This window comes from Streptomyces sp. GL_141 (genome assembly GCF_057834385.1).
The window spans coordinates 7,863,715-7,890,267 of sequence record NZ_CM174402.1 but is presented as its reverse complement, the minus strand read 5'-3'; the positions used below and the strand labels follow the sequence as shown (position 1 = coordinate 7,890,267).

The window sequence follows — 26,553 nt, the reverse complement described above, 5'->3', positions numbered from 1 at the left end:
ACGGCCGCCCCGGGCGCGGGGTCAGGCCCCGACGCGGATCACCACCTTGCCGAAGGGCGCGTCCTCGGCGTAGCCGCGGTAGGCCTCGCGGGCCTCTTCGAAGGGGAGCACCCGGTCGATCACCGGGCGCAGCCCGTGCGTCGCGACCGCCCGGTTCATCGACTCGAACTGCGTCCGGCTGCCGACGAACACCCGCCGGATCGTCGCGAGGCTGGAGGCGTACGCGGCGTGCGAGATCTCTATCCCGGACTTCGCGGCACTGGCGGTGATCAGCAGGGCGATCCGCCCGTAGAGCGAACTGGCGCGCACCGACTGCTCGATGGTGTCCGGGCCGCCCGTCTCCACCACCAGGTCGGCGCCACCTTCGGTCAACTCCCTGACGGCGGAGCCCCACTCGGGTGTGCGCAGGTAGTTCAGGACCGCGTCGGAGCCCAGCGCCTTCAGCCGGTCGGCCTTCTCCTCGCTCGACGTGGTCGAGACGACCCGGCAGCCCAGCAGTTTCGCGAACTGCACGGCGAAGAGCGCGACGGGACCGGTCCCGAGGGTCAGCACGCTCTGCCCCGGCAGCGGCGCTCCGCCCTCGCCGCCGGTCAGCGCGTTCCAGGCGGTGACCGCGGCGCACGGCAGGGTCGCGGCCTCCTCCCAGGTCAGGTGGTGCGGGAGGCGGACCGCCCACTCCTCGTCGAGCACGGCGTACTCCGAGAGCATCCCGTCGAGGGTGCAGCCGGGCTGGTCGACCAGGTCCGGGGTGATCCTGCCGTCCCGCCAGCGCGGGAAGTAGGTGCAGGAGACGCGGTCGCCGACCGCGAAGCGGGTCACCGCCTCCCCCACCGCGACCACCTCGCCCGCGCCGTCGCTCAGCGGGACCACCCCGGGCGTGGCGGCCAGCGGGTAGCGCTCGCGCAGGATCAGCAGGTCGCGCTTGTTGAGGGAGGCGGCCCGGACGCGGACCACGATCCCGGTCGGACCGGCCGGGGCCGGGCGGGGGCCGCCGCGGTCCCGCAGGACGATGCCCTCGATCGTGCCGAACGTCTCCAGGTGGTACGCGCGCATGGTGGCCTCCGGCCGGTCGTCCGACATCCGCTTCCGGATCCGGCTCGGGCACCGGCTCCGATGCCGGCTCCGATCCGATTCCGATGACGCCGATGCTGCGCCGCCCGAACACGCGCGGCAATTCCCTCCGGGGAATCGACGGCTCCGCCGGGGCGGCGGTTAGAAAGGGGAGATGACCACCACCGTCTCCGCCGAACCGCCCCCCTTCGCCCGCGAGATGCGGCGCCGCCGGGCGCTGCGGCGGATGAGCCAGCTGGAGCTGGCCACCCTCGCCGGGACCACGCAGCGCCACCTCAGCTTCATCGAGAGCGGCCGCTCGACCCCGGGGCGGGCGATGGTGGTACGGCTCGCCGAATCCCTCGGGCTCACCCTCCGAGAGCGCAACTCCCTGCTGCTCAGCGCTGGTTACGCACCCCTGTACGCCGAGTCCGCGCGGGACGCCGCGTCCATCGGGCCGGCCATGGAGGCGCTGCGGTCGATCCTGACCGGGCACCTCCCGTATCCGGCGGTGGTGGCCGGCCCCCGGGGCGAACTCGTCCTGGCGAACGCGGCGTTCGACGTGCTGACGGAGGGCGCGGCCGCACACCTGCTCACTCCGCCGGTGAACGTGCTGAGGCTCGCTCTGCACCCGGAGGGGATGGGGCCGCGCGTGGTGAACCTGGCGGCCTGGGGACGGCACATCACGGAGAGCCTGCGCACCCGCGCCTCGGCACACCCCGATCCGGAACTGGAGGCGCTGGCGGAGGAACTGGACGGATACCTGACGGCTGCCGCCCCGCCCCCGGGGGCACGCTCGGGGTCCGACCCGGCCGAGCACCTCGGCTTCGCCGTGCCACTGCGGCTGCGGACCTCCGCCGGGGAGCTCCGGCTGCTGACCACGCTGACCTCGTTCTCGACCGCCGTGGACGTGACCCTGGCCGAGCTGCACCTGGAGGCCTTCCTGCCCGCCGACGCGGCCGGCGCCGAGCTGCTGCGGCGCCGGGAGGATGCCCGGACGGGGACCGGCCCCCGGCGCTGAGCGCCGCACCGCCGTCCGTCGCACGCCGCCCGCCGCCGGCCTCCGCCGTCCGCCGTCCGCCGTCCGCCGTCCGCCGTCCGCCGTCCGCCGTCCGCCGTCCGCCGTCCGCCGTCCCGAATGATGGAACGGGTGTCTCGCCTACTCCACCACTTCGTCTATGCTCCGCGCCATGGCCGTCACCCAGCGCCTCCTGTCGCGCTCCTGTTGTCCCCGCTGACGCCCGCCTGCCCCGAACCGCCCGCCCCGCGGCCGACGCCCCGGCGCCCCCGCCGCCCCGGCGCACCCCCGAGGTCCCACGGTCCCGCCGCATCCCCCGTACCGTCGTGCATCCCCGTACGTCGGCACCTCCGCACCGCCGTCCGCCCGATTCCGCTTCCGCCTCCGCCCCGGCGGTTCCCGCCTCCCGAAGGAGCCCGTTCACCATGAGCAGCAGCCCCGCCCTCCTCGACGCCGGCCAGGCCCACGCCCGCCACGCCGAGTTCCGGATCGTCGACGTCCGCACCCCCGGCGAGTACGCCTCCGGCCACCTCCCCGGCGCGCTGAACATCCCCCTCGACCGGATCGGCCGCTCCCTGCCCGAGCTGCGCAAGGCAGCGGAGGAGCAGGAGCTGCTGCTCGTCTGCGCCTCGGGGACCCGCTCGCAGAACGCGGCCCGGACCCTGGCCGGGCACGGCATCGCGGCCACCAGCCTCAGCGGCGGCACCACCTCCTGGACGGCTCACGGACATCCGCTCGACTACCCCGCCGGGGGACCCCGCCGGGTCTGGGCCATGGAGCGCCAGGTCCGGCTGACCGCAGGCGCGCTCGTCCTCCTCGGTCTGGCCCTGGGCCTGCTGGTGCACCCGGCGTTCGAGCTGCTCAGCGCCGGGATCGCGGCCGGGCTCGTCTTCTCCGCCCTCACGGACACCTGCGGCATGGCCGTGGTCCTCGGCCGGCTCCCCTTCAACCGCCGCCGGTAGCAGCCCCGATCTCACCTTCGCCCGGCATCTGGGACGATTCCGTCCACCATCCGGACCCCGCTCGTCGGTACCGCCCGGACACCGACAGGATGCACCCCATGGCCCCCGTACTCGCATCGCGTCGTCACGTGGATCTGCTGCGTGTGTCGACCATGCTCTGTCGGGCTGCCGCTTCCCGTACGCACGGCTGTTGATCTCACCGATCCGCCGTAACTAACTCCGTACGGATGAGTCCGCGCCTCTCGGCGCACCCTTCACCTCTTCCTCCACCGCGCCGTTCGCGGCGGCCGCAGCCCTGCCCGCAGGGCTGGCCCCGGCCGCCCCTCCGGTCGCGCGGACTCCCGCGTTCCTGCCCGCACTTCCCCGTACACGCGCCACCGCCGCCCCGTAGGCCTGGCTCCTGCCCACCAGCGGGGACGGCCGCGCTCGCGCAGCACACCACCCGGATCGGCTTCCTCGTGGCGTTCCGCGCGGGGTTCGCGAGCCCCACGCTGATCGCCCAACAGGCGGACGCCTTCCGCCGGTTCGCCGGTGGCCGACTCGGGCTGAACGTGGTGACGGGCGGCGATCCCGCCGAGCAGCGGGCCTACGGGGACGGGCTGGCGCACGACGAGCGCTACGCCCGCACCGATGAGGTGATGGCCGTGCTGCGCGACCTCCTGGACGGGAAGTCCGTGGATCACGAGGGCACCCACCTGCAGATCGAGGGAGCCCGGCTCAGATCCGGAGCTGCGCCCCCCGGTCCCGCTGTACTTCGGCGGAGCCTCGCCCGCGGCCGAGGAGGTCGCGTCCCGGCAGGCCGACGTACAACTGCTGTGGGGCGAGCCGCCGTCGGCCGTCGCCGCACGCATCGACCGGCTGCGCGAGCGGGCCCGTGCGGCAGGCCGTACGGTCCGCTTCGGGCTGCGGCTGCACATCATCAGCCGGGACTCCGCCGGCGAGGCCCGGGCCGAGGCCGACCGGATCCTCGCCGGGCTGGATCCGGCGGCGGTCCGGGCGAGCCAGGAGCGGTTCGCCGCCATGGACTCCACCGGGCAGGCCCGGATGGCGGCGGCAGCCGCTGGGCCGCCCGGAACCGCGCCGCCCGGCGCCCGCCCCTCACACCTGGCCCGCCGCCAGGCTGCCTCCGCCCAGGGTGAGCGCGGTGTTCACCAGGCCGACATGGCTGAACGCCTGCGGGAAGTTGCCGAGTTGGCGTCCGGAGACGGGGTCGTACTCTTCGGCGAGGAGTCCCACGTCGTTGCGTACGGCCAGCAGCCGCTCGAAGAGCTCCCGGGCCTCCTTCTCCCGCCCGGTCAGGTGCAGGGCGTCGGTCAGCCAGAACGAGCAGGCGAGGAAGGCCCCTTCGTCGCCGGGCAGGCCGTCCACCGAAAGCCCCTCGGTGCTGTAGCGGCGGACCAGGCCGCTGCGGCCCAGTTCCTCGCGCACCGCGTCGACCGTGCCGACGACGCGGGGGTCGTCGGGCGGCAGGAAGCCGACGCGGGGGATGAGGAGGGTGGCCGCGTCCAGCTCGCGCGAGCCGTAGTACTGGGTGAAGGTGCGCCGCTCCGGGTCGTAGGCGTTCTCGCACACGTCACGGTGCACCGCCTCCCTCATGGTGCGCCAGCGCTGCACGTCGCCGGGGAGTTTGGGGTTGAGTTCCAGGGTGCGCACGGCCCGGTCGGCGGCGACCCACGCCATCACCTTGGAGTGCGTGAAGTGGCGGCGCGGGCCGCGCACTTCCCACAGCCCCTCGTCGGGGCGGTGCCAGTTCTGCTCCAGGAAGTCGAGGAGCGCGAGCTGGATCTTCCAGGAGTGCCACTCGGCGGGGAGTCCCGCGGAGCGGGCCACGTAGAGGGAGTCCAGGACCTCTCCGTACACGTCGAGCTGGAGCTGGTCGACGGCCGCGTTGCCGACGCGGACCGGCGCGGAGGCCGCGTACCCCTTCAGCCAGGGCAGCTCGCTCTCCGGGATGCGCCGCTCGCCGCCGATCCCGTACATGATCTGCAGGTCGGCCGGGTCGCCGGCGACGGCCCGCAGCAGCCACTCCCGCCAGGCCCGGGCCTCGTCGAGGTAGCCGGTGGCCAGCAGGGAGCCGAGGGTGAGGGTGGAGTCGCGCAGCCAGCAGTAGCGGTAGTCCCAGTTGCGGACGCCGCCGAGCTCCTCCGGCAGGGAGGTGGTCGAGGCGGCCGCGATCCCGCCGGTCGGGGCGTAGGTGAGGGCCTTGAGGGTGATCAGGGAGCGGATCACCGCTTCCCGGTAGGGGCCCTCGTACGTGCACTGCGCGGTCCATTCCCGCCAGTCGGCGAGGCTCTGGTCCAGGGCGGCGTACGGGTCCAGGGGCTCGGGGCGCGGTTCGTGCGAGGGGTGCCAGGTGAGCACGAAGGCGACGCGCTCGCCGGCGGCGACGGTGAACTCGGAGCGGGTGCTCATGCCCTCGCCCCACGTGTGCACGGAAGGTTCGCTGCGCAGCCACACGGCGTCGGGTCCGGCGACGGCGACCCGGTCGCCCTCGCGGTTGCCGCCGCGCCGGACCCAGGGCACGACGTGCCCGTAGTCGAAGCGCAGGCGCAGGGTGCTGCTCACGGTCGATTCGCCGGTGAGGCCTTCGACGATCCGCATCAGGTCGGGCGCGGTGTCGCGCTGCGGCATGAAGTCGATGACCTTGAACGAGGCGCCGTCCTCGGTCTCCCAGAAGGATTCCAGGACGAGCGTGCCGTCGACGTAGCCGCGGCGGGCGCAGCGGGCGGCATCGGGGGCGGCGGCCGGGGCGATGCGCCAGTGGCCGTTCTCCTCGTCGCCGAGGAGGGCGGCGAAGCAGGCGGCCGAGTCGAAGCGCGGCAGGCACAGCCAGTCGATGGACCCGTCACGGCCGACCAGCCCACTGGTCATCAGGTCGCCGATGAGTGCGTAGTCTTCGATGGGTTGTGTCATTTAGGGCACTTTCCCCCGAATGCCCGCACTCAATCAGCCCGTCCGGGTCCCCGCGCGGCGCCGCCCCCGGGACGGCTCAGTTCCGTACGAGGAGCAGCACGCCCGCGGTCACGATGCCGAGGGCGACCGCGAGGGCGCCGTGGGCGAGGCGGTGGCCGCGCAGGACGGGCAGGAAGCGGTCGACGGCGTACCGGCCGGGTCCGGTGAGCGCGAGGGCGGCGGCGCCGGCGGTGAGCAGGAGCTCGTACTCGATGCCCTCCGGGGCGAAGAAGGAGCCGGCGCCGTGCACGGCGATCGCGTTGATCATGGTGCCGACCAGCGCGGCGCCCGCCAGCGGCGTGAGCAGCCCGAGGACCAGGCCGAGCCCGCCGAGGGTCTCGGTCAGACCGGCAAGGACGGCCATGGCATCACCCGCCGGGTATCCGCTGGCGGTGAAGAACTGCCCGGTGCCGCTGATGCCGCCGCCGCCGAACCAGCCGAAGAGCTTCTGCGCGCCGTGGCCGGCCATGGTCAGGCCGAGGACCACGCGCAGCAGGAGCAGGCCGACGTCGTGGGCGGGCGTGGACAGGGCCGGGGCGGCGGCGCGCGCGAGGAGCGCGGCCGGTTCGCCGGCTCGCGGCTTCGGCGTGGTGACGGAGGGGCTGGTCATGGGGGGGTCCTTCCGGTCGGGCGGCCCGAGGGGGCGGTTTGTCCGCATGGATCACATGGATCACATGGATCACATGGGTCACATGGGTCACACTGGTTGTTCAAATTCGAATTACTCCCCGACCCTAGCCCCGCATCCGCCGCTGATTCAAATTGGAACGCCGCGTGTAGCCTGGATCCATGGCTGAAACGAAATGGCTGGACGACCGCGAGATGCGCGCCTGGCAGGGGTTCCTGGCCGCTTCCGCCCTGGTCAACCGCCGCCTCGATCAGCAGCTCAAGGACGACTCCGGACTCTCCCACCCGCAGTACGAGATCCTCGTGCGGCTTGCCAGGGCGCCGGAGGGCGAACTGCGCATGACGGAGCTCGCCAACGGGCTCGTCAACTCCAAGAGCGGCCTGACCTACCAGGTCACGCAGATGGAGAAGGCGGGCCTCGTCAGCCGCCGCACCTGCCCGTCCGACGTCCGGGGGATCTACGCCGTCCTCACCGAGGCGGGCCGCGCCCGGCTGAAGGAGGCCGCGCCGGGGCACGTGACCACGGTGCGGGAGGTCCTGGTGGACGTCCTCACCCCCGAACAGCTCGACGCGCTCTCCGAAGGGCTGGGCGAAGTCAGCCGCCGGCTCCGGACCCAGGGCGCCTGATGGACACGACGACCGTCTGGATCGTCGTGGCGGCGGTGGTCGCGGCCGGCCTGGCGGTCACCGCGGCCGTGCTCCTCGTACGGGTCTTCGCGGCCCGCAGGCTCCTGCGCGACGCGGGCATCCCCCTGCGCGACAAGGCCCTGTTCTGGGCGGCCGTGGCGTACACGGTCTCCCCGGTGGATCTGATCCCGGACCCGGTCTACCTGGACGACATCGGGATCCTGCTGCTGGCCCTGCGCTCCCTCCACGCGGCGGCCTCGGCGGCCCGCCCGCCCAAGGAACTCGACGCGGCGTAGGACATCGGCATCGACATCCGCAGCCGTCGGCTCAGCTCACTCCGCGCGGGCGGAACTGGACGCTGATGCGGGGGCCGACCGGGCGGGCCGTCTTGGGGACGGCGTGTTCCATCGTGCGTTGGCAGGAGCCGCCCATCACCACCAGGTCGCCGTGGCCGAGGGGGAGGCGGAGCAGGGTGGGGCCGCCGTCACGGGGGCGCAGGACCAGGTCGCGGGGGTCGCCCACCGAGAGGATGGCGACCATCGTGTCCTCGGTGGCGGAGCGGCCGGTGCGGTCGCCGTGCCAGGCGACGCTGTCGCGGCCGTCGCGGTAGAGGCACAGTCCCGCCGTGGTGAAGGGTTCGCCCAGCTCGTCGGCGTAGTGGCCGCTCAGCGCGGCCCGGGCCTCGGCGAGGGCGGGATGCGGCAGCGGGTCGGCCGCGCCGTAGTGGGCCAGCAGGCGCGGGACCGCGACGTCCCGCTCGTACATCCGCCTCCGCTCGGCGTGCCACGGGACGTCCGCCGCGAGCCGTTCGAACATCGCGTCGGCGCCCGTGAGCCAGCCCGGCAGGTGATCCACCCAGGCGCCGGCGCCCAGCTCCGTGCGCCGGACGCCCACCAGGGGGCCGAGCCGGATCTCGTCGGCCTGGTCGAAGAGCGAGCCCTGCAGTGCGTGCATGGATCCAGAATAGCGCGCCATTCGAACACATGCACGAACGACGGCGGGGCGGGCGGCATCCCGCCCCGCCGCTCCCCGCTACTTCAGGTAGGGGCCGGCGGCGCCCACCTTGCCGGGGGCGGCGTTGCTGCCGCCCAGATCGAGGACGTAGACCCGCAGATTGCCCTTGCCGGGGGCCGGGACGGACAGGGCGCCGCCGGTGACGGTCTTCACGTCGCCGGTCACCGCGTCCTTGTACGTGCCGTTGGGTACGCCCGTGTACGTGGCGGCCCCGGTGACGGCCACCAGGGCGAAGCTGTCCACGCCGGTGGCGGTGTCGGTGTAACGGCGCTTGAAGGCCATGCCCCCCGAGACGCCCTCGGTGGAGTACTGGCCCATCTGGAGCGCGGGTACGGCGCGGCGGATCTCGTTCAGCCGCTGGACGTGCTTGACGAGCGGGGACTCCAGGGTGGCCGCGACGGGGCCGGTGGCCGCGGCGACCTTCGAGAAGCCGGAGGCGGTGACCGATCCCGCGATCTTGTCCCCGTAGTAGGCGCGGCCGGTGCCGGCGAGCGGGCAGGTCGGGCCGCAGTCGATCTGCTTGCCGGCCTGGAACTCGGTCTCGGAGCCGTAGTACAGGGTCGGGATGCCGCGGAAGGTCCACATCAGGGCCATGTTCTCGGCCCAGGCGTCGGTGCCGCCCGCGTAGCGGGTGGAGGACTTTCCGGGGCCGAAGTCGTGGCTGTCGACGTAGACGACGTTGTAGGTGGCGTCGTTGTAGCTGTCGTCCGAGTCCTTGCCGTTCTGGAAGGCGTTGTTCGCGTCCCCGAAGTTCATGTGCATGCGCATGTCGATGACGTTCATGCCGGAGAACCTGCTGTGGTCGGGGGCGTGGTAGAGGTTCCCGTTGAGGAAGGCGTTGGTGCTGGTGGGCTGCTTGGCCGGGTCGTTGTCGGTCGTGTACTGCTGGACGGCGGCGGTGGCGTCGTCCGCGCTGTACGTCGCGGACTCCTTCCAGGTGTAGTACTGGGCGGACTGGTTGGCCGAGCCGCGGTTCCACTTGTCGTTGACGAAGGAGCCGACCTCGCCGAACACGTAGAAGTCCTGGGCCTTCTGGGCGCCGAACTGCTGGGCCACCCGCTGCTGGATGGCGGGCAGGAAGCGCCGGTTCCAGGTGACGCGGGGGATGTGCACGGTCGTGTCGACCCGGAAGCCGTCCACGCCCATGTCGATGTACTTGTCGTAGGCGCCCATGAGGTAGTTCTGGACGGTCGCGTTCTCGGTGTTGAAGTCCGCGAGGTCCTCGTGGATCCAGCAGGAACGGGCGTCCTCACCCTCCCAGTTGCCGATCCAGCACTGGTGGAACAGGGCCTTGGGGAACATGCCCGAGGTCGGGTTCGGCCACTGGCAGTTGTAGATCGTGTAGCCCTCGGCGCTCTTGTACTGCGTGGCCGCGCCCCAGTTGACGCAGGTGTTGCCGGCCGGTTCGGCCGTGGACCACAAGTCGCCGTTGTAGTACGACTTTCCGCTCTTGGGATCCACGGTGAGGCCGTCGTACTCGAAGCCTGCCTGCTTCTCGTCGTAGTACCAGGACCACTGCGCGTCGCGCACGCCGTAGACGGTCGGGGTGAACAGCCCCTTGGCTCCCCAGCGGGAACTGTGGTTGTACACCACGTCCTGGTAGATCTTGACGCCCTTGGCGTGGGCGGCGTTGATCAGGTCCTGGTAGGAGGCGCCCGCCGATTCCAGGCGGGGGTCGACCTTGTAGAAGTCGTAGCCGTGATAGCCGTGGTAGTCGTAGTCGGAGCGGTTCAGGACGACCGGGGTGATCCAGATCGCGGAGAAGCCGAGGGCTTTGACGTAGTCCAGCTTCTCGACCAGGCCCTTGAAGTCCCCGCGGAACATCGGGTCGTTGTTCGCCGCGTTCCCGGACTTCACGTGCTGGCTGCCGCCCCGGTTGTTGGCGCTGTCGCCGTCGTTGAAGCGGGCGGTGAGCACGAAGTAGATCGGGTCCTTGCGCGGGTCTCCGCCCAGCGGCGCCGATCCGGCCGGGGCCGGGGGCCGGGTGCCCGTGGTGGCGACCGCGGCGGCGGAGGCGGCGGAGAGGTTCCCGGCCTCGTCCACGGCATTGACCGTGTACGTGTAGGCGGTGCGCTCCTCCAGAGCCGTTTCGGTCAGGACCGTGGAGGTGACGGACGTGACGACGGTGCCCTTGGTGCCCCCCGAGCGGGTGACCTGGTAGCCGGTCACCCCCCGGTCGTCCGTGGCGGCGTCCCAGGTCACGACGGTGGACACGTCGGTGGCGGCGGCCCGCAGGCCGGTGGGCACCGTGGGCGCGGTGGTGTCGGGGACGACGGCGGCGCACGGGTCGGCGGTGTTCGCGGTGACCGTGGCGTCCTTCACGGTGGACAGGCCCGTGCCGAGGGCGTAGTTCCTGCCGTTGTTGTTGTCCCAGATGCCGTTGCCGTTGTTGAAGGTGGCGGCGAGTCCGGCGGCCGAGCCGAGCGGGACCGTCTTCTTGACCCAGCCCGCGCACGCCGGGTCCATGCCCGTGCCGGGGACCGTGGTCCAGGAGCCGCCGGTCGGGGCCCAGTGCAGGTTGACGGTCGGCCAGCCGACCGTGGTCGTCGCGTAGTAGACGGTGGCGCTCGCGCCGGTTCCCGTTCCGTTGCCGGGGTCCGCGGCGCAGGGGTCGCTGTGGGCCACGACCCCGTCCTTGACGGTGATGGCCCCGGTGCCCAGGGCGTAGTTCTTGCCCCCGTTGTTGTCCCAGGTCCCCTGGCCGTTGTTGAAGGTGGCCTGGAGGCCGGCGGCCGCGCCGAGGCTGACGGTCTTCTTCACCCAGTCGGTACAGGCGGCTTCCATCCCGGTGCCGGGCACGGTCGTCCAGCTACCGCCGTCGGGTGCCCAATGCAGGTTGTAGGCAGTCCAGTTGCGGGTCTTGGTGTAGTAGAAGACGGTCGCGGTGCCGTCACCCGACGCCGTCGCGGCGGCAGGGGCCGCCTCGGCGAGAGAGGCTCCGGCGGCGGGCAGTGCGGCCGCCAGGCATCCCGCGAGGGCCAGGGCCAGGGCCGTGGACCGTCCTCTGGGATGTGATCGCGTACGTGATCTCAAGGTCTGCTCCTCGAAGCGGGGCCCAACAGCCCTGCGGCTCCGCGGCATTGAAAACTTGCCGCAAGGTTTTGCGGGGAGGTTAGCGGCCTGTCACCAGCACGTGAAGCCCTCGTGAACCGGAGATCTCGCCACCGGGCGCATCCGGGCAGCCCTCATGAACCCTTTATGGGGAGAACCGCCGCAATGGCTTGCAGAAATTTTCCCCGGCCGGTCGGGGGCGGGGAACCGCACGGCGGCCTAGCCCGGAACAGGTCGATAAGTCGACATAGGTGATACGCGCACACCCACGCGGGCGCACGCATCGGCGGCCCCGGAGGCTCCGCCGCTACCGGGCGGAGCCTCCGGGGCCGCTCCTCGACGCTCCTCGACCCTCCGCCGCCACCGGCCCCTACCGGCCGCCGCGCAGGGTTTCGATCTCGCGGCGTTCCCGCTTGGTCGGGCGGCCCGCGCCGCGGTCGCGGATGCCGACCACCGCCGCCTCCACCGGGGTCGGCGGCGGCGGGCTGTTGTCGGTCAGGCATTCCGCGGCGGCCGGAGCTCCGACCCGCTTGGACACCGGACGCCGGACCACCACGATGCGCTCGCGCCCCGCATGGAAGAGGCGCACCTCGTCCCCGGCCCGCACCGCCTGAGCCGGCTTCGCGCGCTCCCCGTTGACGCGCACGTGTCCCGCCCGGCACGCCGTGGCGGCGATCGCCCGCGTCTTCGTCAGCCGGACCGACCAGATCCACACGTCGACCCGCGCCGACCCCGACCCCATCCCCACACCTGCGGTTCCCTCTTCAGCCATGCCCCGACTCTAGCGAGGCCGGCCGGGCCGGGCCGGGCCCGTAGAAACGGAACGGCTTTTGGCGGTTACGACAAGTGCGGTGGTATCTGCCATGGATATCATCCCAATGGAATTGCAAATGCTGCACACGTGCCCCTACCTTGTCGCACATGCAGTCCTACACCATCGGTCAGGCGGCCCGCCTTCTGGGCGTCAGCCCGGACACCGCGCGCCGCTGGGCCGACGCCGGCCGCGTCGCCACCCATCGCGACGAGGGCGGTCGCCGACTGATCGACGGCCGCGCCCTGGCCGCCTTCTCCGTCGAGGTGGCGCAGGGGGCCCACACCGAGGACGGCGAGCCCCACACCTCGGTGCGCAACGCCTTCCCGGGCATCGTCACCGCCGTCAAGCTCGGCGACGTGGCCGCCCAGGTCGAGATCCAGGCCGGTCCCCACCGCCTGGTCTCGCTCCTCACCCGGGAGGCCGTCGACGAGCTCGGGCTGCGGGTCGGCATGCGGGCCACCGCCCGCGTGAAGTCGACCAGCGTGCACATCGACCACGCCTGACCCCGCCCGGTGCCGCCCGGTCCAGCACCGCTCGGCATCTCGGTACCGCTCAACAGACCTCCCTACCGCTCAGCCATTCCGCTCGGCACCGCCGAGCACCGCCGAGCACCGCCGAGTACCGCCGAGTACCGCCGAGTACCGCTCAGTACGACGCGTCCCCACCCGCTCCGCCCGTCACCGGCGCGGGTCACCACCGCGCGGATCCGGCACCAGGCCGGCCGCCGACCCGACCGAGGAGCACCAGCTCATGTCCCGGATCCTGCCCCTGAACCGCCGCACCGCCGTGCTCGCCCTCTCCGCCGCCCTGCTCGCGCCGGCGCTCGCAGCCTGCGGCAGCGGCGACGACAAGAAGGACGCGTCCGCCGCCTCCCCGAGCGCCTCGGCCTCCGGCGCGGTCAAGCCCGCGAACCTGACGGTCCTCGCCGCGGCCTCCCTCACCGACGTCTTCAAGACCGCCGGCGCGGCGTACGAGAAGGCGCACCCGGGCACCAAGGTCACCTTCTCCTTCGCCGGTTCACAGGAGCTCGCCGCCCAGGTCAAGCAGGGCGCACCGGCCGACGCGCTGGTCACCGCCGACACCAAGACCATGGAGGGCCTGCTGGCCCAGACCGGCGACCCGGCGATCATCGCCAAGAACCGTCTGGTCATCGCCACCGGCAAGGGCAACCCGTTCAAGGTCGCCGGCCTGAAGGACCTCGCCGACACCAAGATCAAGGTCGTGCTGGCCGCGCCCGAGGTCCCCGTCGGCCGCTACAGCAAGCAGATCCTCGACGCCCAGAAGATCGAGGTGAAGCCGGTCTCGCAGGAGCCCAACGTCCGCGCCGTGCTGAGCAAGGTCGAGCTGGGCGAGGCCGACGCCGGTCTCGTCTACAAGACCGACACCCTCAAGTCCGGTGACAAGGTCGCCGTCGTGGATATCCCGGACGCCGAGAACGCCGTGGCCTCGTACCCGGCCGCCACGCTCAAGGACTCCAAGAACACCGAGGCCGCGGCCGCGTTCGTGACCTGGCTGAGCACCCCCGAGGCCCAGAAGATCCTCCAGGACGCGGGCTTCCAGAAGCCGTAATCACCTGACGGGTCCGCTGACGGAGAGGGACCGCCCGGTCCGGGGGGACGGGCGGTCCCTCTCCATTTGCCCCCGCCGCACTACGCTGCACACGCCGCCCGGGCGTTCCGACGTCCCCGGCGGCGTCCCTACACCCCCGGCCAGGAACCCACATGAGCAGACTCCGTACCCGCCGCGCCCGGCCCCCCGTGGCTCTGGCGCTCCCCGCGCTGCTCGCCGTGGCGTTCCTGCTGATGCCGCTCGTGGGCATCCTCACCCGCACCCAGTGGCGCGATCTCGGCTCGCACCTCACCAGCCCCGGTGTGGTCGAGGCGCTCCGGCTCTCGCTGGTCGTGTCCCTGTGGGCACTCGGCTTCTCCCTCGTCCTCGGGGTGCCGCTCGCCTGGCTGCTGGCCCGGGTCGAGTTCAAGGGCAAGGCGCTGGTGCGCTCGCTGGTCCTGCTCCCCATGGTGCTGCCGCCCACGGTCGGCGGTGTGGCCCTGCTGCTCGGTTTCGGCCGGCGCGGGCTGCTCGGCCCCTGGCTGGAGGGCACCTTCGGCATCACGCTGCCCTTCCACACCTCCGGCGCGGTCGTCGCGGCCACCTTCGTCGCGATGCCCTTCCTCGTGATCAGCCTGGAGGGCGCGCTCGGCGGGCTCAAGCCGAGCTACGAGGAGACCGCCGCCTCCCTGGGTTCCACGCCGCTGCGCGTGTTCTTCACCGTGACGCTGCCGATGGTGGCCCCGGGCCTGGTCGCCGGAGCCGCGCTGACCTGGGCCCGGGCGCTCGGCGAGTTCGGCGCCACGATCACCTTCGCGGGCAACCTCCCGGGCACCACCCAGACCCTGCCGCTCCAGGTCTACCTGCTGCTCCAGGACCAGCCCGAAGCCGCCACCTCCGTGTCCCTGCTGCTCCTCGCGATCGCCATGGCCGTACTCATCGCCCTGCGCGGAAGGTGGACGGGAACGCCCCTCGCCGGCAAGGCCCCCGGTGCGTCCGTGGTCGCCGAGGAGGCCACCGGCCCGGCGCCCGTGGACTACGTACCGCCCGGAGGTCCGGTCTCCCCCGCCGCCCCGGCGGCCGCGGAGCAGGCGCGGCCCTCGGCCGGAACCGCCGCCGACGACGGGCACTGGCCGCTGCACGCCACCGTCACAGGGTTCAACGAGCTCACCCTCGACGCCGAACCCGGCACCACCATCGCCGTCGTCGGCGAGAACGGCGCCGGCAAGACCACCCTGCTGCGCGCCCTCCTCGGCCTGACCCCCCGCGCCCACGCCGAGCTCCGGCTCGGCGACGCCGACGTGACCGACCTGCCCCCGCACCGGCGCCAGGTCGCCTGGGTCCCCCAGGACGGGGCGCTGTTCCCGCACCTGAGCGCGCTCGCCAACACCTCGTACGGGCTGCGCGCCCGCCGGGTGCCCCGGGCCGCGGCCCGGGCCGAGGCCCAGGCCTGGCTGGACCGGCTCGGCGTCGGGCACCTCGCCCACCGCAAGCCCGCCCAGCTCTCCGGCGGGCAGGCCCAGCGGGTGGCGCTGGCCCGCGCGCTGGCGGCCCGGCCCCGGCTGCTGCTGCTCGACGAGCCGCTCGCCGCCCTGGACCAGACGACCCGCGCCCGTGTCCGGCACACCCTGCGCACCCATCTGGCCGGCTTCGGCGGGGTCTGCCTCATCGTCACGCACGACCCCGTCGAGGCGGTGTCCCTGGCCGACCGGGTCCTCGTACTCTCCGACGGGCGGACCCTGCAGGACGCTCCGCCCGCCGAGGTGACCCGGCACCCGCGCTCCCCGTGGGTGGCCCGGATGCTGGGGCGCAACGCCTGGCCCGGCACGGCCTCGGCCGACGGGCTGCGACTCGCCGCCGGAGGCCGCCTGGTGGTGGCCGAGGCGCTGCCCGAGGGGGCGCAGGCGCTCGCGATCATCGCCCCCGAGGCGGTGTCCGTGCACCGGGACCGCCCGGGCGGCAGCCCCCGTAACGTCTGGCCCGGAACCGTACGGGAGATCACCTCGGTCGGCAGCCGCCTGCGCGTGCTCGTCGGCTCGGACCAGGCGCCCGACCTCGTCGCGGAGATCACCCCCGAGGCCGCCGCCGAACTGGGAATCGTCGACGGCGCCGCGGTGTGGACCAGCGTGAAGGCGACCGAGGTCACCCTCGTACAGCTCTGAGGCACATGCGCTAGGCGCCCACGTAGGTCGCCAAGTGCTCGCCGGTGAGGGTGGCGCGGCCTTCGACCAGGTCGGTGGGGGTGCCCTCGAAGACGATCCGGCCGCCGTCGTGGCCGGCGCCGGGGCCGAGGTCGATGATCCAGTCGGCATGCGCCATGACCGCCTGGTGGTGTTCGACCACGATCACCGACTTGCCCGAGTCCACGAGGCGGTCGAGGAGCCCGAGGAGCTGCTCGACGTCGGCGAGGTGCAGGCCCGCGGTCGGCTCGTCGAGTACGTAGACCCCACCCTTGTCCGCCATGTGCGTGGCCAGCTTGAGCCGCTGCCGTTCGCCTCCGGAGAGCGTGGTGAGCGGCTGTCCGAGGCTGAGGTAGCCCAGACCGACGTCCGCGAGCCGCTCCAGGATCTTGTGCGCGGCCGGGGTGCGCGCCTCGCCGTCGGCGAAGAACTCCGCGGCTTCGGTGACCGGCATCGCGAGGACCTCGCTGATGTCGCGGCCGCCGAGGTGGTGTTCCAGGACCGAGGCGTGGAAGCGCTTGCCCTCGCACTCCTCGCAGACGGTGGAGACGCCGGCCATCATCGCCAGGTCGGTGTAGACGACCCCCGCGCCGTTGCAGCCGGGGCAGGCGCCCTCGGAGTTGGCGCTGAACAGGGCCGGCTTGACGCCGTTGGCCTTGGCGAAGGCCTTGCGGATCGGGTCGAGCAAGCCGGTGTACGTGGCCGGGTTGCTCCGCCGGGAACCCCGGATCGCGCCCTGGTCCACCGAGATCACGCCGTCGCTCGCGGGGATCGAGCCGTGGACGAGCGAGCTCTTGCCGGAGCCGGCGACGCCGGTGACCACGACGAGCACCCCGAGCGGTACGTCGACGTCGATGCCGCGCAGGTTGTGCGTCTTCGCGCCGCGGATCTCCAGCTTTCCGCTGGGCTCGCGCACCGTCTCCTTGAGGCTCGCGCGGTCGCCGAAGTGCCGGCCGGTGATGGTGTCGCCCGCCCGCAGCCCCTCGACGGTGCCCTCGAAGCAGATGGTGCCGCCGCCCTGGCCCGCGCCGGGGCCGAGGTCGACGACGTGGTCGGCGATCGCGATCGTCTCCGGCTTGTGCTCCACGACGAGCACCGTGTTGCCCTTGTCGCGCAGCCGCAGCAGGAGGCTGTTCATCTGCTGGATGTCGTGGGGGTGCAGGCCGACGGTGGGCTCGTCGAAGACGTAGGTGACGTCGGTGAGCGAGGAGCCGAGGTGGCGGATCATCTTGACGCGCTGGGCCTCGCCGCCCGACAGCGTGCCCGAGGGCCGGTCCAGGGAGAGGTAGCCCAGCCCGATCTCCACGAACGAGTCGAGGGTCTGGCGCAGTGTGGCGAGGAGCGGGGCCACCGAGGGCTCGTCGAGGTCACCGACCCATTTCGCCAGGTCGCTGATCTGCATCGCGCAGGCATCGGCGATGCTGATCTTCTTGATCTTCGAGGACCGGGCCCCCTCACTGAGCCGGGTCCCGTCGCAGTCGGGACAGACGCTGAAGGTGACGGCGCGCTTCACGAAGGCCCGGATGTGCGGCTGCAGCGCCTCGACGTCCTTGGACAGCATCGACTTCTGGAGCTTCGGGATGATGCCCTCGTAGGTGAGGTTGATCCCCTCGACCTTGATCTTGGTCGGCTCCTTGTGGAGCAGGTCGGCCAGCTCGCGCTTGGTGTACTTGCGGATCGGCTTGTCCATGTCGAAGAAACCGGAGCCGCTGAAGATGCGGCCGTACCAGCCCTCCATCGTGTAGCCGGGGATGGTGAGGGCGCCCTCGCTGAGCGACTTCGTGTCGTCGTACAGCGCGGTGAGGTCGATGTCGTTGACCGCGCCCCGGCCCTCGCAGCGCGGGCACATGCCGCCGGTGATGCTGAAGGTGCGCTTCTCCTTCACGGTCTGCCCGCCGCGCTCCAGGGTGACCGCGCCGGCCCCGCTGATCGAGGCCACGTTGAAGGAGAAGGCCTTGGGCGAGCCGATGTGCGGCTTTCCGAGCCGGCTGAAGAGGATGCGCAGCATCGCGTTCGCGTCGGTGGCCGTGCCCACCGTCGAGCGGGGGTCCGAGCCCATCCGCTGCTGGTCGACGGTGATCACCGTGGTCAGCCCGTCGAGCACGTCCACCTCGGGCCGTGCCAGGGTCGGCATGAAGCCCTGGAGGAAGGCGCTGTAGGTCTCGTTGATCAGCCGCTGCGACTCGGCGGCGATGGTGTCGAAGACCAGGGAGCTCTTGCCCGAGCCGGACACACCGGTGAAGACCGTGAGCCGGCGCTTGGGGATCTCGACGCTGACGTCCTTGAGGTTGTTCACGCGCGCGCCGTGTACGCGGATCAGGTCGTGGACGTCGGCGGCGTGCGGCTCGGGTGACTGCGCGCCCGTCCTCGTGACCTTGCTCATCGTGTCTCCATACTGTTGGGCCGGCGCCGCTCGGTCTGGCCGGCGCCGCCTGCGCGGTCGCGGCAACGCTCCCCTGTCTACCCGATCGGCGGTGTCGTCCGGGGGCGGCGCCCGGTAAGAGGGGCGGTGGATCTCAGCGCTTGCGCGGCTGGTGGAACCGGAGCATGTTGCCGGCCGGGTCGCGGAAGGCGCAGTCCCGGACACCGTACGGCTGGTCGATCGGCTCCTGGAGCACCTCGCCGCCGGCGGCGCGGATGCGTTCGAAGGTGGCGTCGCAGTCGTCGGTGCTGAAGATGACACCGCGCAGCAGGCCCTTGGCCAGCAGTTCCGTCATGGCCTCACGGTCGGCGGGCGAGGCGTTCGGGTTCGCGACGGGCGGTTCGAGGACGATGTCCACATCGGGCTGCGCGGGCGACCCGAGGGTCACCCAGCGCATCCCCTCGAAGCCGACGTCGCCGCGGACCTCGAGACCGAGGACGTCCCGGTAGAAGGGGATCGCCGTGTCGTGGTCATCGACGGCGATGAAGCACTGCGAAAGGTTGATGTCCATGACTTTCACGCTACGGGCGGACGGGCGACCGGCGCTTCTCCGTTCCTGACCGGTTCCCCGGTCCGCCGGTCGGCGGGGTCCGCGGGTTGCCGGGTCCGCCGGTTGCCGGGTCCGCCGGTTGGGCGGTTCGCCGGTTGGCGGGGGCACCGGCCCGCCGGGGTCACCGCTCCGCCGGTTGGACGGTTGCCGGGGGCGCTGCTTGGCCGGTCCGCCGGTCGGCGGGGTCACCGGTTGCCGGGGCACCGCTCCGCCCGTTGGACGGTTGGCGGGGGCGCCGGTCCGCCGGTCCGCCGGTCCACCGGTTGGCCGGTTGGCCGGTTGGCCGGTCCATCGGTTGGCCGGTCCACCGGTTGGCGGGTTCGCCGCTTGGCCAGTTCGCCGGTTGCCGGGGTCACCGCTCCGCCGGTTGGACGGTTGGCGGGGGCGCCGCTTGGCCGGTCCGCCGGTCGGAGGGGTCACCGGTTGCCGGGGCACCGCTCCGCCCGTTGGACGGTTGGCGGGGGCGCCGCTTGGCCGGTCCGCCGGTCGGAGGGGTCACCGGTTGCCGGGGCACCGCTCCGCCCGTTGGACGGTTGGCGGGGGCGCCGCTTGGCCGGTCCGCCGGTTGGCCGGGTCAACGGCCGGCGGCAGGCAGTACGGAGAGCCAGTCGCCCGCGGCGAAGGCGTCGGCGCCGATCACCGTGCGGCCGGTGCGCGGGGCCGCCACGGTGAGCACGCCCTCCGTGCGGCCGGCCGCGAAGCGGGGGGCGCCGACGGTGAGGACCACGGCCCGCTTGCCGGTGGCCCGGCGGAACTCCGCAAGGAGGCGCATGCGCAGGGCGGCCTCCTTGCGGTCGACGGCCTGCGGCGCGTACGGCTCTACGACGGCCAGCGCACCCGTGCCCGGCTCCCGGGCGGCCGTCGCGAGGGCCGCGCGCAGGGCCGTGATCCGCTCCAGCCCGCCGCCGGCGAGGGTGGGGCGCGTGGAGCCGAGCGGCAGGAACCGTACGCCCCGGTGCACGAAGGCCGGGCGGCCGGTGCCGGTCAGCGCGAAGTCGACGGCCCCGGTCCGGGCGGAGGCCGCGGCCGGCCGGGCACCGGCGGGGGCGACCGCGAACCGCCAGGGCCGGGAGTCCACCCGGGCCGCCGTGGCCACGATCGGATCAGGGCCGCCGGCCGTACGGACCACCCCGGTCGGCGGCGTCCGCGCCGCCAGGGTGTCCAGCAGCAGCCGCGGGGCGACGTGCTTGCCCGGAGCCTCGGGGGCAGCTCCGGCGGGGGCCATGGCGGCAGCTCCGGCGGGGGGCTTCGCGCTGGCCTCGCCCAGGACTCTGACCACACCTCCGGCGGAGGCCTTGCTGCTGGCTCCCCCCGGGGCTTTGGCAGGGGCCTTGATGCTGACTTCCCCCGAGGCCTTGGCCGCGGCTCCGACGGAGACCTTGACGGCAGCTCCAGCGGAGGGCTTCGCACTGGCTTCCCCCAGGACTCTGACCACGCCTCCGGCGGAGGCCTTGCCACTGGCTTCGCCCGAGGGTTTGGCCGGGGCCTTAGCGGGGGCCTTGACGCTGGCCTCACCCGAGGCCTTGGCGGCAGCTCCAGCGGAGGGATCCGCGCTGGCCTCACCCAGGACTTTGACCACACCTCCGGCGGAGACCTTGCCGCTAGCTTCGCCCGAGGCCTTGACCGCGCCTCCGGCGAGGGCCTTGACGCTGGCCTCACCCGAGGCCTTGGCCACGCCTCCGGCGGAGAGCTTGACGGCAGCTCCAGCGGGAGGCTTCGCGCTGGCTTCGCCCAGGGCTTTGGCCACGCCTCCGGCGGAGAGCTTGACGGCAGCTCCAGTGGGAGGCCTCGCGCTGGCTTCGCCCAGGGCTTTGGCCACGCCTTCGGCGGGGGCCTTGGCGCCGGCTTCGCCGGGGGGCTTGGTTTCGGCTTCGGCTCGGGGCTTGGTGCGGGTGGCCGCGGGGGCGGCGGCCGCGAGGCGGGTCACGGCGAACGGGCGCTCCGCCATCGCCGGGAGCGGCAGGTCGATCTGGCGCCAGCCGGTCCAGTCGACGGCGGGGCCGCGCAGGGTGACGGCGGCCCCCTCTCCGTCGGCGAGTTCCACCGCGGGCCGGGCCCCGGAGGCGTCGCCGTGCACCCAGAGGGAGAGCGAGCGGGCCAGGTCGGGGACCCGGAGGGGACGGGGCGGGGTCGCGGCGGCGGTCCCGCCCCCGGCGGGCGGTGCGAGGGCGAGCCCCCGGCCCGGGCGGCCCTCCCCGGGCGCGGCTCCGGAACCGGTCCAGCGGGCGGCGTCCTCCAGATCCGCGAGCGGCACGTCCGACAGGCCCACCCCCAGGGCCAGCCGGGCCGGAGCCAGGGAGGCGCCGGAGGTTCGTGAGGCTGCCGAGGTGGCCGCCCGGCCCGATGCATCTAACGTGCCCGATGGACCTGACATGCGCGACGTGCCTGACATCCGCGACGTGCCCGACGTGCCTGACGTGCCTGACGTGCCCGACGTACCCGACGTACCCGACGTACCCGACGTGCCCGACGTACCCGACGTGCCTGCGGCAGCCGGGGCCCCGCGCAGCGTCGCGCGCAACTCACCCGTCGCGTTCGGGACTCGGGCGGTCACCGTGAAGCCGCCGCGACCGTCCTCGGCCACCGTCCACCGGGATCGGTCGAAGTCGAGCTCCACGTCGCTCGGTTCGACCACGGCGGCAGCGCCCTGCGCGTCGTACCCGGTCAGGACGAAGCGCGCGGTCTCCCCTTCCTCCGCGAGTCCGATCCGCTCCGGCACCGCCCGGAGCCGGGTCAGCGCCCCGAGCACGTCGAGGTGGAGCGCCCCGCTCGCCGCTCCGAGGGCTGCCCGCACCTCCACCGGACCGGGGCCCGACGCGCGCAGGGCCCCGCTGGAATCGATCCGGCCCCGGCCCTCCGGGAGGGACCACCCCGGAGCCGCCGCCTGCGCGGGCACCGGGCCGAGGAGCGCGTCGTAGGGGGTGGCCCTGAGGGTCCGGGTCAGCCCGGGGAAGGAGCGCGCCGCACCGCCGACTGGCTCGATCCGGTAGCCCGCGGCGCGGCCGGTCCCGGCCGGGGCGGTCAGGACCAGACCGTTGGGGACCGGGCGTCGGTGGCCGTCGGACGGGGAGTTCTCCACGGCCAGGGCCGACTCCCCGGTCAGCGCCGCGAGCAGGGTCGAGGAGCCCCCGCCGTCCAAATTGAGGGCCTCGTGGGCGCCGAGACGGTGCATCAGCCGGCCGAGCGCCGTCAGGGTCATGCCTCCACTGTCGCGCTGGCGGCCGTCGACGGTGACCAGGCGGGCCCGGCTGCCGTCGCGGGAGAAGCCGATGGCGGTGCGCGGCGCGGCCGCGTTGTTCGGTTTGCCGTCGTGGTTCCGCGGTACCCCGGCCACCACGAGCGCCTCCCGGCCGCCGACCGCGCTCGCCGGGAGCCGCCCGCCCCCGACCGCCACCGGCCGGGCCGCCACGGCGACCGCGTCCCCGGGGCGCAGGGCGGCGAGTTCGGGCGCCGCCGTGCCCGCCGCGACCAGCAGGGTGGTTCCGGGTGCGGGACGCTCCCGGCGCGCGGGCCCGCGTACGGCCGCGTGCACGGCCGCGACCCGTCCGTCCCGCAGCTCCACCGCCGGCCCGGACACGGGGAGTCCGTCCGCCGGCCAGTCGGAGGTGTAGGCGGCGAAGCCCTCGGCGGGCGGGCGCGCGGTGTTGAAACCGGCGAGCGGGCGGACCGCGCCACCGGGCAGGGTGACGCTCCCGTCGAGGGCCAGGCGGAGCACCCGGCCCGGTCCGTCGGCGCCGAATCCGACGGCCTGTCCGGCGCCGGGCGAGGCCGCGTGCAGCAGCCGTCCGGCGCCGATGCCGGGGCCGAGCGGGGCGCCCGTACCCCGGATGTCGAAGAAGTCACCGTTCACGGCGGCGACCACGCGGCGGCCCGGCCCGGCGGGATGCCGGGCGGCGGAGTCGGAGACGGTGGCGAGCCCCCGGCCGCCGAGGTACTCCGCACGCACACCGGAGCCCGCGCCCGTACTCCCACCAGTACCCGTCCCCATACCCGTACCCGTACCCGTACCCGCCAACTGCACGTCGAGTTCGTCGATGCGCAGCCACCGGTCGGCCTCGAGCCGGTCGTACGACTCCAGCCGCACCCCGGGGGCGATCTGCCGGGTGGTACGGGCCGTCTCGATCCCCTCGCCCTTGCCGCTCCCGGAGGCGTGGGCCTCCGGGGCCGCCGGGGCCACGAGCAGCACGGTGAGCAAGGCCGGCAGCACGACGGGCAACAGCGGGCGCAGGGGGGACATCCAGGCAGCATCGACCAGCCCCGTGCATATGAGTACATGACCACAGCGCGAGTCCGGTGACTGTCAGCCATTCGCCCGTACCGGCGCCTCGACCGGATCCAGCCGGATCCGGCCGGCTTCGACCGGAGCCGACGACCCGATCCGACCGGCTCCGACCGACCCCGGGAATCCGTCCGGGGGCGAGCCAAGTCGTCCAAAGGTGCGGTCTGAAATCTTGGCCCCGCCACATCTTCGACCGTGACCACATGGCGGCGGGCCGGCGGTCCTTCTCCGCATGTCACCTGTTCCGGGGGTACGACTTCATGTCTTTCAGCGCGACCGGCTCACCGCAGCCCGTCGACGAGCCGTTGCCGGAGTTCGCCCCGGAGCCCCTCGCTCTGCTGCGCCCGCCCGGGGGGCTCGCGACGGCCACGACCGTCCTGCTCGCACTCTCCGGCCTGTACGCCCTGCTCCTGACCGGAACCGGCCTGTACCTCGGCGCGGCCCTGCGGGACGGGAGCTACCCGGATGCGGGAACCGAGGACGGCGGCACCCTGCCGGACACCTTGATGGCCCTGGCGGGTCTGCTGGAAATTCCCCTGCTGATCGTCACCGCGGCCCTGTTCGTCACCTGGTTCCACCGCGTCCACCACAACGCCCTGATCCTCGGCCGGCACGCGGTCACCCGGTCCGCCGCCTGGGCCATCGGCGGCTGGTTCGTGCCCTTCGCCTTCCTCCGCATCCCCTACAAGATGGCGAAGGAGATATGGGCCGCCAGCCTGCTGCGCGGGCCGGACGGAGCCGGCCGTCCCGTATCGACGGCCCCCATCACCACGTGGTGGCTGGTGTGGATCACGGCACTGTTCGCCAACCGCGTCTTCGACCTCCTCCACGACCGTGCCGACGACGCGGACGGGCTCGCGACCGCGGCCACCGCAGCCGCCGGGTACGGGGTGGTACTACTCGCGGCCTCCGTCCTCGCGATCCGCTTCGTGCGCGGGCTGACGGCGATGCAGATCGCCAAGGGCGCGCAGGGCCCGTACGCGGCCGAGTAGCCCGCGAAACCCATCCTTCGCGGCTCCCCCTCCGCGCCACCCTCCCCCGGCGGGCCCGCGCGCCTACCCGGCGCCGGGCTCCCGTGGCGGGAGGCCGGGATCCGGGAGGCCGGGATCCGGGAGGCCGGGATCCGGGAGGCCGGGATCCGGGACGCCGACTTCGACGAGGGCGGGAGAGCGGACGGCGAACTCGCACCACACGCACTTCCCGCCGCCCCGCGGCTCCACGCCCCAGGCATCCGCGAGCCGGTCCACCAGCATCAGGCCGCGCCCCGACACCGCCCAGTCGTCGGCCTCCCGGCGGCGCGGCAGCGCGCTGCTGGTGTCCTCCACCTCGATCCGGATCCGGCCCTCCGGCGTCAGCCGCATGCTGACCCCGCCGACGCCGTCCGTGTGGACCAGCGCGTTGGTCATCAGCTCGTCCGCCGCCAGCTCGATCTCGTCGGCCTTGTCCCACGCGCCCCACGCCGCCGCGGCGGCCCGGATCAGGTGGCGGGCCATCGCCGGGGCGTCCGGGTCCCCGGGGACGAGGCGGTGGCGCAGCGGGCCGCCGCCGCGCGGGAGCGGGGTGCCGCGCCGGCGCAGCAGGAGCAGGGCCATGTCGTCCCCGCCGCCCGAGTCCCCGACCAGGTCGCACAGCACGTCGGCGAGTTCCTCCACGTCCGCCGGCCCGTCCCGGACCGCGTCCATGAGCTCGCGCACACCGGTGTCGGGATCGCCGCCGGGGCGTTCGGTCAGACCGTCCGTGCACAGCAGCAGGGTGTCCCCGGGATGCAGTTCGAGGCTGGTCACGGGGTATCCCGTACCGGTGGCGCCGGAAACACCCGCGCCTCCGGCGCCGCCCGCACCGGACGCATCCTTCTCACGCTCCGGCAGGCCCAGCGGCAGCCCGCCCGCCACCTGCACCCGGTGGCAACTGCCGTCGCCGCGCCGCACCACGGGGTCGAGGTGCCCGGCACGGACCAGCTGGGCCATGCCGCTGGTGAGGTCGATGTCGGCGTACGTGCACGTGGCGAAGCGTTCCGTCTCCAGGTCCCGCAGGAAGGCCGAGGCCCTCGCCATGGCCGCGCCGGGCGTGTGGCCCTCGGCGATGTACGCGCGCAGCGCGATGCGCAGCTGGCCCATGACGGCGGCGGCGTCCGTGTCGTGGCCCTCCACGTCGCCGATCATCACGCCGACCCGGCCCTCGCCGAGCGGGACCACGTCGTACCAGTCGCCGCCGATGTCCCGCCCCATCCGGGCGGCCCGGTACCGCACGGCGATCAGCGCACCCGCCACCTCCGGGATCCTGCGCGGCAGCATGGCCTTCTGGAGGCCTTCGGCGAGGTCGTGCTCCTGCTCGAAGAGGATGGCCCGCTGGAGGCTCTGCGCGATGCCGCTGCCGAGCGCCATCAGCACGTTGCGCTCCTCGGCGTCGAAGTCGCCGTCCCGCGTGTAGAGCAGCCCGAGCGCGCCGACGGGCCGGCCCTGGGCGATCAACGGCAGGTAGACCCCGCTGCGGACGGCCAGCGGCTCGATGTACGGCCACAGGTCCGGGTAGCGGCGCTGGAACTCCTCGCGGGAGCCCAGGTACACCGGCAGCAGGGTCCGTACCGCCTCGCTCATCGGCAGGGGCGCGTCGATCCGCGTGTACTCGGTCTCCGGTACGTACGCCCCGAGCTGCCCCTCCGCGACCAGGTGGATCCGGCCGCCGTCGACCACGCCGAGCATGACGCTGACCGCGCCGAGGTGCCCGAGGGCCTCGGGGTCCTTGAGGACGTCGGTGACGTCGTTGACGGTGCGGGCGTGCGCCAGGATCGCCGTGGTCCGCTCGATGACCCCGGTCATCCGGCGCCGGCCCTCGTCGCGCTCGCCGGCCGCGCCGGGCTCGCCCGGGTCGTGGACGGCATCGCGGAGGATCCCGATGATCCGGTACGGACGTCCGTGCGGGTCCCGCAGGATGCGGCCCTGGACATGGGTCCAGCCCGGGGCTCCCTCCCGGTCGCGGCTGCGCACGTAGGCCCCGTAGTGGGTGCGTCCGGTCGTCAGCGCCTGCTCGACGCGCGCGTCGAGGCGGGCCTCCTCGCCGGGCGCCAGGCGGGCCCGCAGTCCGGCGGGCGTGCCCGTGAACTCCCCGGGGCGCAGGTCGAGGACCTCGAGGGCGGTGGTGTCCAGGAACATCTGCCCGCTGTCGAGGTCCCAGTCGAAGGTGCCCATGTGGTTGAGCGCGAGGCTCGTGTCCGTCCGGGCAGGCCACTCGACCTGGGGGGTCACTCCCCTTTCGGCCACACCCTCAGGGTCTCACCCTTCGACGGTCCGCGCCGGTCCGCGATGGTCTGCGACGGCTTGCGGGAGCCTGCCGGGACGGTACGGGAAGGGGCGCGGGTTCGCGGTGGGCGAAGGAACGCGACGGCGTGGCGAACGGTCCCTGCCCCCGTTGTGCGCTAGCGACACCCCTGGGCATCGGTTGGCGGGACGAAAAAGGACC

At 73.4% G+C, this 26,553-nt stretch carries 18 protein-coding genes and 1 pseudogene; 9 read left to right on the top strand and 10 right to left on the bottom strand.

Features of this window, described 5'->3' with window-relative positions; all coding sequences use genetic code 11:
* Positions 1-21: 21 nt before the first annotated feature.
* On the bottom strand, positions 22-1,080 hold the full coding sequence (locus AC3IX6_RS35180) for a zinc-dependent alcohol dehydrogenase family protein (RefSeq protein ID WP_489367322.1): 1,059 nt from the start codon (positions 1,078-1,080) through the stop codon (positions 22-24).
* Between the two features lie 145 nt (positions 1,081-1,225).
* Here AC3IX6_RS35180 and AC3IX6_RS35175 point away from each other — a divergent pair, with 145 nt between their 5' ends.
* From AC3IX6_RS35175 to AC3IX6_RS35165, 3 genes and pseudogenes are all read left to right on the top strand, one after another.
* Positions 1,226-2,071: a helix-turn-helix domain-containing protein gene (locus AC3IX6_RS35175; RefSeq protein WP_489367321.1), complete on the top strand. Its 846-nt coding sequence runs from the start codon at positions 1,226-1,228 to the stop codon at positions 2,069-2,071.
* 422 nt (positions 2,072-2,493) lie between these two features.
* Positions 2,494-3,030 carry a rhodanese-like domain-containing protein gene (locus AC3IX6_RS35170; RefSeq protein ID WP_489367320.1) on the top strand — a complete coding sequence of 179 codons (537 nt, stop codon included), beginning with the start codon at positions 2,494-2,496 and terminating at the stop codon, positions 3,028-3,030.
* A gap of 227 nt (positions 3,031-3,257) precedes the next feature.
* Positions 3,258-4,041, top strand: a pseudogene (locus tag AC3IX6_RS35165) (LLM class flavin-dependent oxidoreductase); the annotation flags it as partial.
* Positions 4,042-4,128: 87 nt separating this feature from the next.
* Here the strand turns inward: AC3IX6_RS35165 and AC3IX6_RS35160 are convergent.
* Together AC3IX6_RS35160 and AC3IX6_RS35155 are read right to left on the bottom strand one after the other, a co-directional pair.
* Positions 4,129-5,943 (bottom strand): glycoside hydrolase family 15 protein, encoded by a 1,815-nt coding sequence (locus tag AC3IX6_RS35160; protein WP_489367319.1) that lies wholly within the window; start codon positions 5,941-5,943, stop codon positions 4,129-4,131.
* Between the two features lie 76 nt (positions 5,944-6,019).
* A complete protein-coding gene (locus tag AC3IX6_RS35155; protein WP_489367318.1) occupies positions 6,020-6,592 on the bottom strand; it encodes a DoxX family protein in 573 nt (190 codons plus the stop codon).
* Between the two features lie 179 nt (positions 6,593-6,771).
* Between AC3IX6_RS35155 and AC3IX6_RS35150 the strand changes: the two genes are divergently transcribed.
* Positions 6,772-7,236 (top strand): MarR family winged helix-turn-helix transcriptional regulator, encoded by a 465-nt coding sequence (locus tag AC3IX6_RS35150; protein WP_489367317.1) that lies wholly within the window; start codon positions 6,772-6,774, stop codon positions 7,234-7,236.
* Positions 7,236-7,532 (top strand): YkvA family protein, encoded by a 297-nt coding sequence (locus AC3IX6_RS35145; RefSeq protein WP_489367316.1) that lies wholly within the window; start codon positions 7,236-7,238, stop codon positions 7,530-7,532. The genes AC3IX6_RS35150 and AC3IX6_RS35145 overlap by 1 nt, the downstream gene beginning before the upstream one ends.
* 31 nt (positions 7,533-7,563) lie before the next feature.
* On the opposite strand, the gene AC3IX6_RS35140 is transcribed toward AC3IX6_RS35145, so the two are convergent.
* The 3 genes from AC3IX6_RS35140 to AC3IX6_RS35130 form a co-directional block, all read right to left on the bottom strand.
* Positions 7,564-8,190: an alpha-ketoglutarate-dependent dioxygenase AlkB gene (locus tag AC3IX6_RS35140; protein WP_489367315.1), complete on the bottom strand. Its 627-nt coding sequence runs from the start codon at positions 8,188-8,190 to the stop codon at positions 7,564-7,566.
* Positions 8,191-8,268: 78 nt separating this feature from the next.
* A complete protein-coding gene (locus AC3IX6_RS35135) occupies positions 8,269-11,283 on the bottom strand; it encodes a carbohydrate binding domain-containing protein (RefSeq protein WP_489367314.1) in 3,015 nt (1,004 codons plus the stop codon).
* Between the two features lie 388 nt (positions 11,284-11,671).
* Entirely contained in the window at positions 11,672-12,073 is a 402-nt protein-coding gene (locus AC3IX6_RS35130; protein ID WP_489367313.1) for an RNA-binding S4 domain-containing protein, read from the bottom strand.
* Between the two features lie 149 nt (positions 12,074-12,222).
* On the opposite strand from AC3IX6_RS35130, the gene AC3IX6_RS35125 reads away from it, so the two are divergent.
* The 3 genes from AC3IX6_RS35125 (at position 12,223) to AC3IX6_RS35115 (ending at position 15,825) form a co-directional block, all read left to right on the top strand.
* Positions 12,223-12,618 (top strand): TOBE domain-containing protein, encoded by a 396-nt coding sequence (locus AC3IX6_RS35125; protein ID WP_489367312.1) that lies wholly within the window; start codon positions 12,223-12,225, stop codon positions 12,616-12,618.
* Positions 12,619-12,865: 247 nt separating this feature from the next.
* Complete coding sequence (gene modA / locus AC3IX6_RS35120) at positions 12,866-13,684, top strand: molybdate ABC transporter substrate-binding protein (protein ID WP_489367311.1); 819 nt, start codon at positions 12,866-12,868, stop codon at positions 13,682-13,684.
* Between the two features lie 152 nt (positions 13,685-13,836).
* A complete protein-coding gene (locus AC3IX6_RS35115; RefSeq protein ID WP_489367310.1) occupies positions 13,837-15,825 on the top strand; it encodes an ABC transporter permease in 1,989 nt (662 codons plus the stop codon).
* A gap of 10 nt (positions 15,826-15,835) precedes the next feature.
* On the opposite strand, the gene AC3IX6_RS35110 is transcribed toward AC3IX6_RS35115, so the two are convergent.
* The 3 genes from AC3IX6_RS35110 to AC3IX6_RS35100 form a co-directional block, all read right to left on the bottom strand.
* Entirely contained in the window at positions 15,836-18,226 is a 2,391-nt protein-coding gene (locus tag AC3IX6_RS35110) for an ATP-binding cassette domain-containing protein (RefSeq protein ID WP_489367309.1), read from the bottom strand.
* Between the two features lie 133 nt (positions 18,227-18,359).
* Positions 18,360-18,776 carry a VOC family protein gene (locus AC3IX6_RS35105; RefSeq protein ID WP_274547386.1) on the bottom strand — a complete coding sequence of 139 codons (417 nt, stop codon included), beginning with the start codon at positions 18,774-18,776 and terminating at the stop codon, positions 18,360-18,362.
* A 613-nt stretch (positions 18,777-19,389) separates the two neighbouring features.
* The gene (locus AC3IX6_RS35100; protein ID WP_489367308.1) at positions 19,390-23,052 is read right to left on the bottom strand and encodes a phosphodiester glycosidase family protein; all 3,663 of its coding nucleotides are present in this window, start codon (positions 23,050-23,052) and stop codon (positions 19,390-19,392) included.
* Positions 23,053-23,354: 302 nt separating this feature from the next.
* Between AC3IX6_RS35100 and AC3IX6_RS35095 the strand changes: the two genes are divergently transcribed.
* Entirely contained in the window at positions 23,355-24,086 is a 732-nt protein-coding gene (locus AC3IX6_RS35095; protein WP_489367307.1) for a DUF4328 domain-containing protein, read from the top strand.
* A 63-nt stretch (positions 24,087-24,149) separates the two neighbouring features.
* Here AC3IX6_RS35095 and AC3IX6_RS35090 read toward each other — a convergent pair whose 3' ends face one another.
* The gene (locus AC3IX6_RS35090) at positions 24,150-26,282 is read right to left on the bottom strand and encodes a SpoIIE family protein phosphatase (protein WP_489371655.1); all 2,133 of its coding nucleotides are present in this window, start codon (positions 26,280-26,282) and stop codon (positions 24,150-24,152) included.
* Positions 26,283-26,553: the final 271 nt, after the last annotated feature.

Bases quoted from the DNA above. Each gene is read 5' to 3' on its own strand.
- AC3IX6_RS35140 (WP_489367315.1), bottom strand. From the start codon at position 8,190: ATGCACGCACTGCAGGGCTCGCTCTTCGACCAGGCCGACGAGATCCGG.
- AC3IX6_RS35100 (WP_489367308.1), bottom strand. From the start codon at position 23,052: ATGTCCCCCCTGCGCCCGCTGTTGCCCGTCGTGCTGCCGGCCTTGCTC.
- AC3IX6_RS35090 (WP_489371655.1), bottom strand. From the start codon at position 26,282: ATGGGCACCTTCGACTGGGACCTCGACAGCGGGCAGATGTTCCTGGAC.
- modA (WP_489367311.1), top strand. From the start codon at position 12,866: ATGTCCCGGATCCTGCCCCTGAACCGCCGCACCGCCGTGCTCGCCCTC.
- AC3IX6_RS35125 (WP_489367312.1), top strand. From the start codon at position 12,223: ATGCAGTCCTACACCATCGGTCAGGCGGCCCGCCTTCTGGGCGTCAGC.
- AC3IX6_RS35095 (WP_489367307.1), top strand. From the start codon at position 23,355: ATGTCTTTCAGCGCGACCGGCTCACCGCAGCCCGTCGACGAGCCGTTG.
- AC3IX6_RS35175 (WP_489367321.1), top strand. From the start codon at position 1,226: ATGACCACCACCGTCTCCGCCGAACCGCCCCCCTTCGCCCGCGAGATG.
- AC3IX6_RS35150 (WP_489367317.1), top strand. From the start codon at position 6,772: ATGGCTGAAACGAAATGGCTGGACGACCGCGAGATGCGCGCCTGGCAG.
- AC3IX6_RS35180 (WP_489367322.1), bottom strand. From the start codon at position 1,080: ATGTCGGACGACCGGCCGGAGGCCACCATGCGCGCGTACCACCTGGAG.
- AC3IX6_RS35110 (WP_489367309.1), bottom strand. From the start codon at position 18,226: ATGAGCAAGGTCACGAGGACGGGCGCGCAGTCACCCGAGCCGCACGCC.
- AC3IX6_RS35145 (WP_489367316.1), top strand. From the start codon at position 7,236: ATGGACACGACGACCGTCTGGATCGTCGTGGCGGCGGTGGTCGCGGCC.
- AC3IX6_RS35105 (WP_274547386.1), bottom strand. From the start codon at position 18,776: ATGGACATCAACCTTTCGCAGTGCTTCATCGCCGTCGATGACCACGAC.
- AC3IX6_RS35160 (WP_489367319.1), bottom strand. From the start codon at position 5,943: ATGACACAACCCATCGAAGACTACGCACTCATCGGCGACCTGATGACC.
- AC3IX6_RS35155 (WP_489367318.1), bottom strand. From the start codon at position 6,592: ATGACCAGCCCCTCCGTCACCACGCCGAAGCCGCGAGCCGGCGAACCG.
- AC3IX6_RS35130 (WP_489367313.1), bottom strand. From the start codon at position 12,073: ATGGCTGAAGAGGGAACCGCAGGTGTGGGGATGGGGTCGGGGTCGGCG.
- AC3IX6_RS35170 (WP_489367320.1), top strand. From the start codon at position 2,494: ATGAGCAGCAGCCCCGCCCTCCTCGACGCCGGCCAGGCCCACGCCCGC.
- AC3IX6_RS35115 (WP_489367310.1), top strand. From the start codon at position 13,837: ATGAGCAGACTCCGTACCCGCCGCGCCCGGCCCCCCGTGGCTCTGGCG.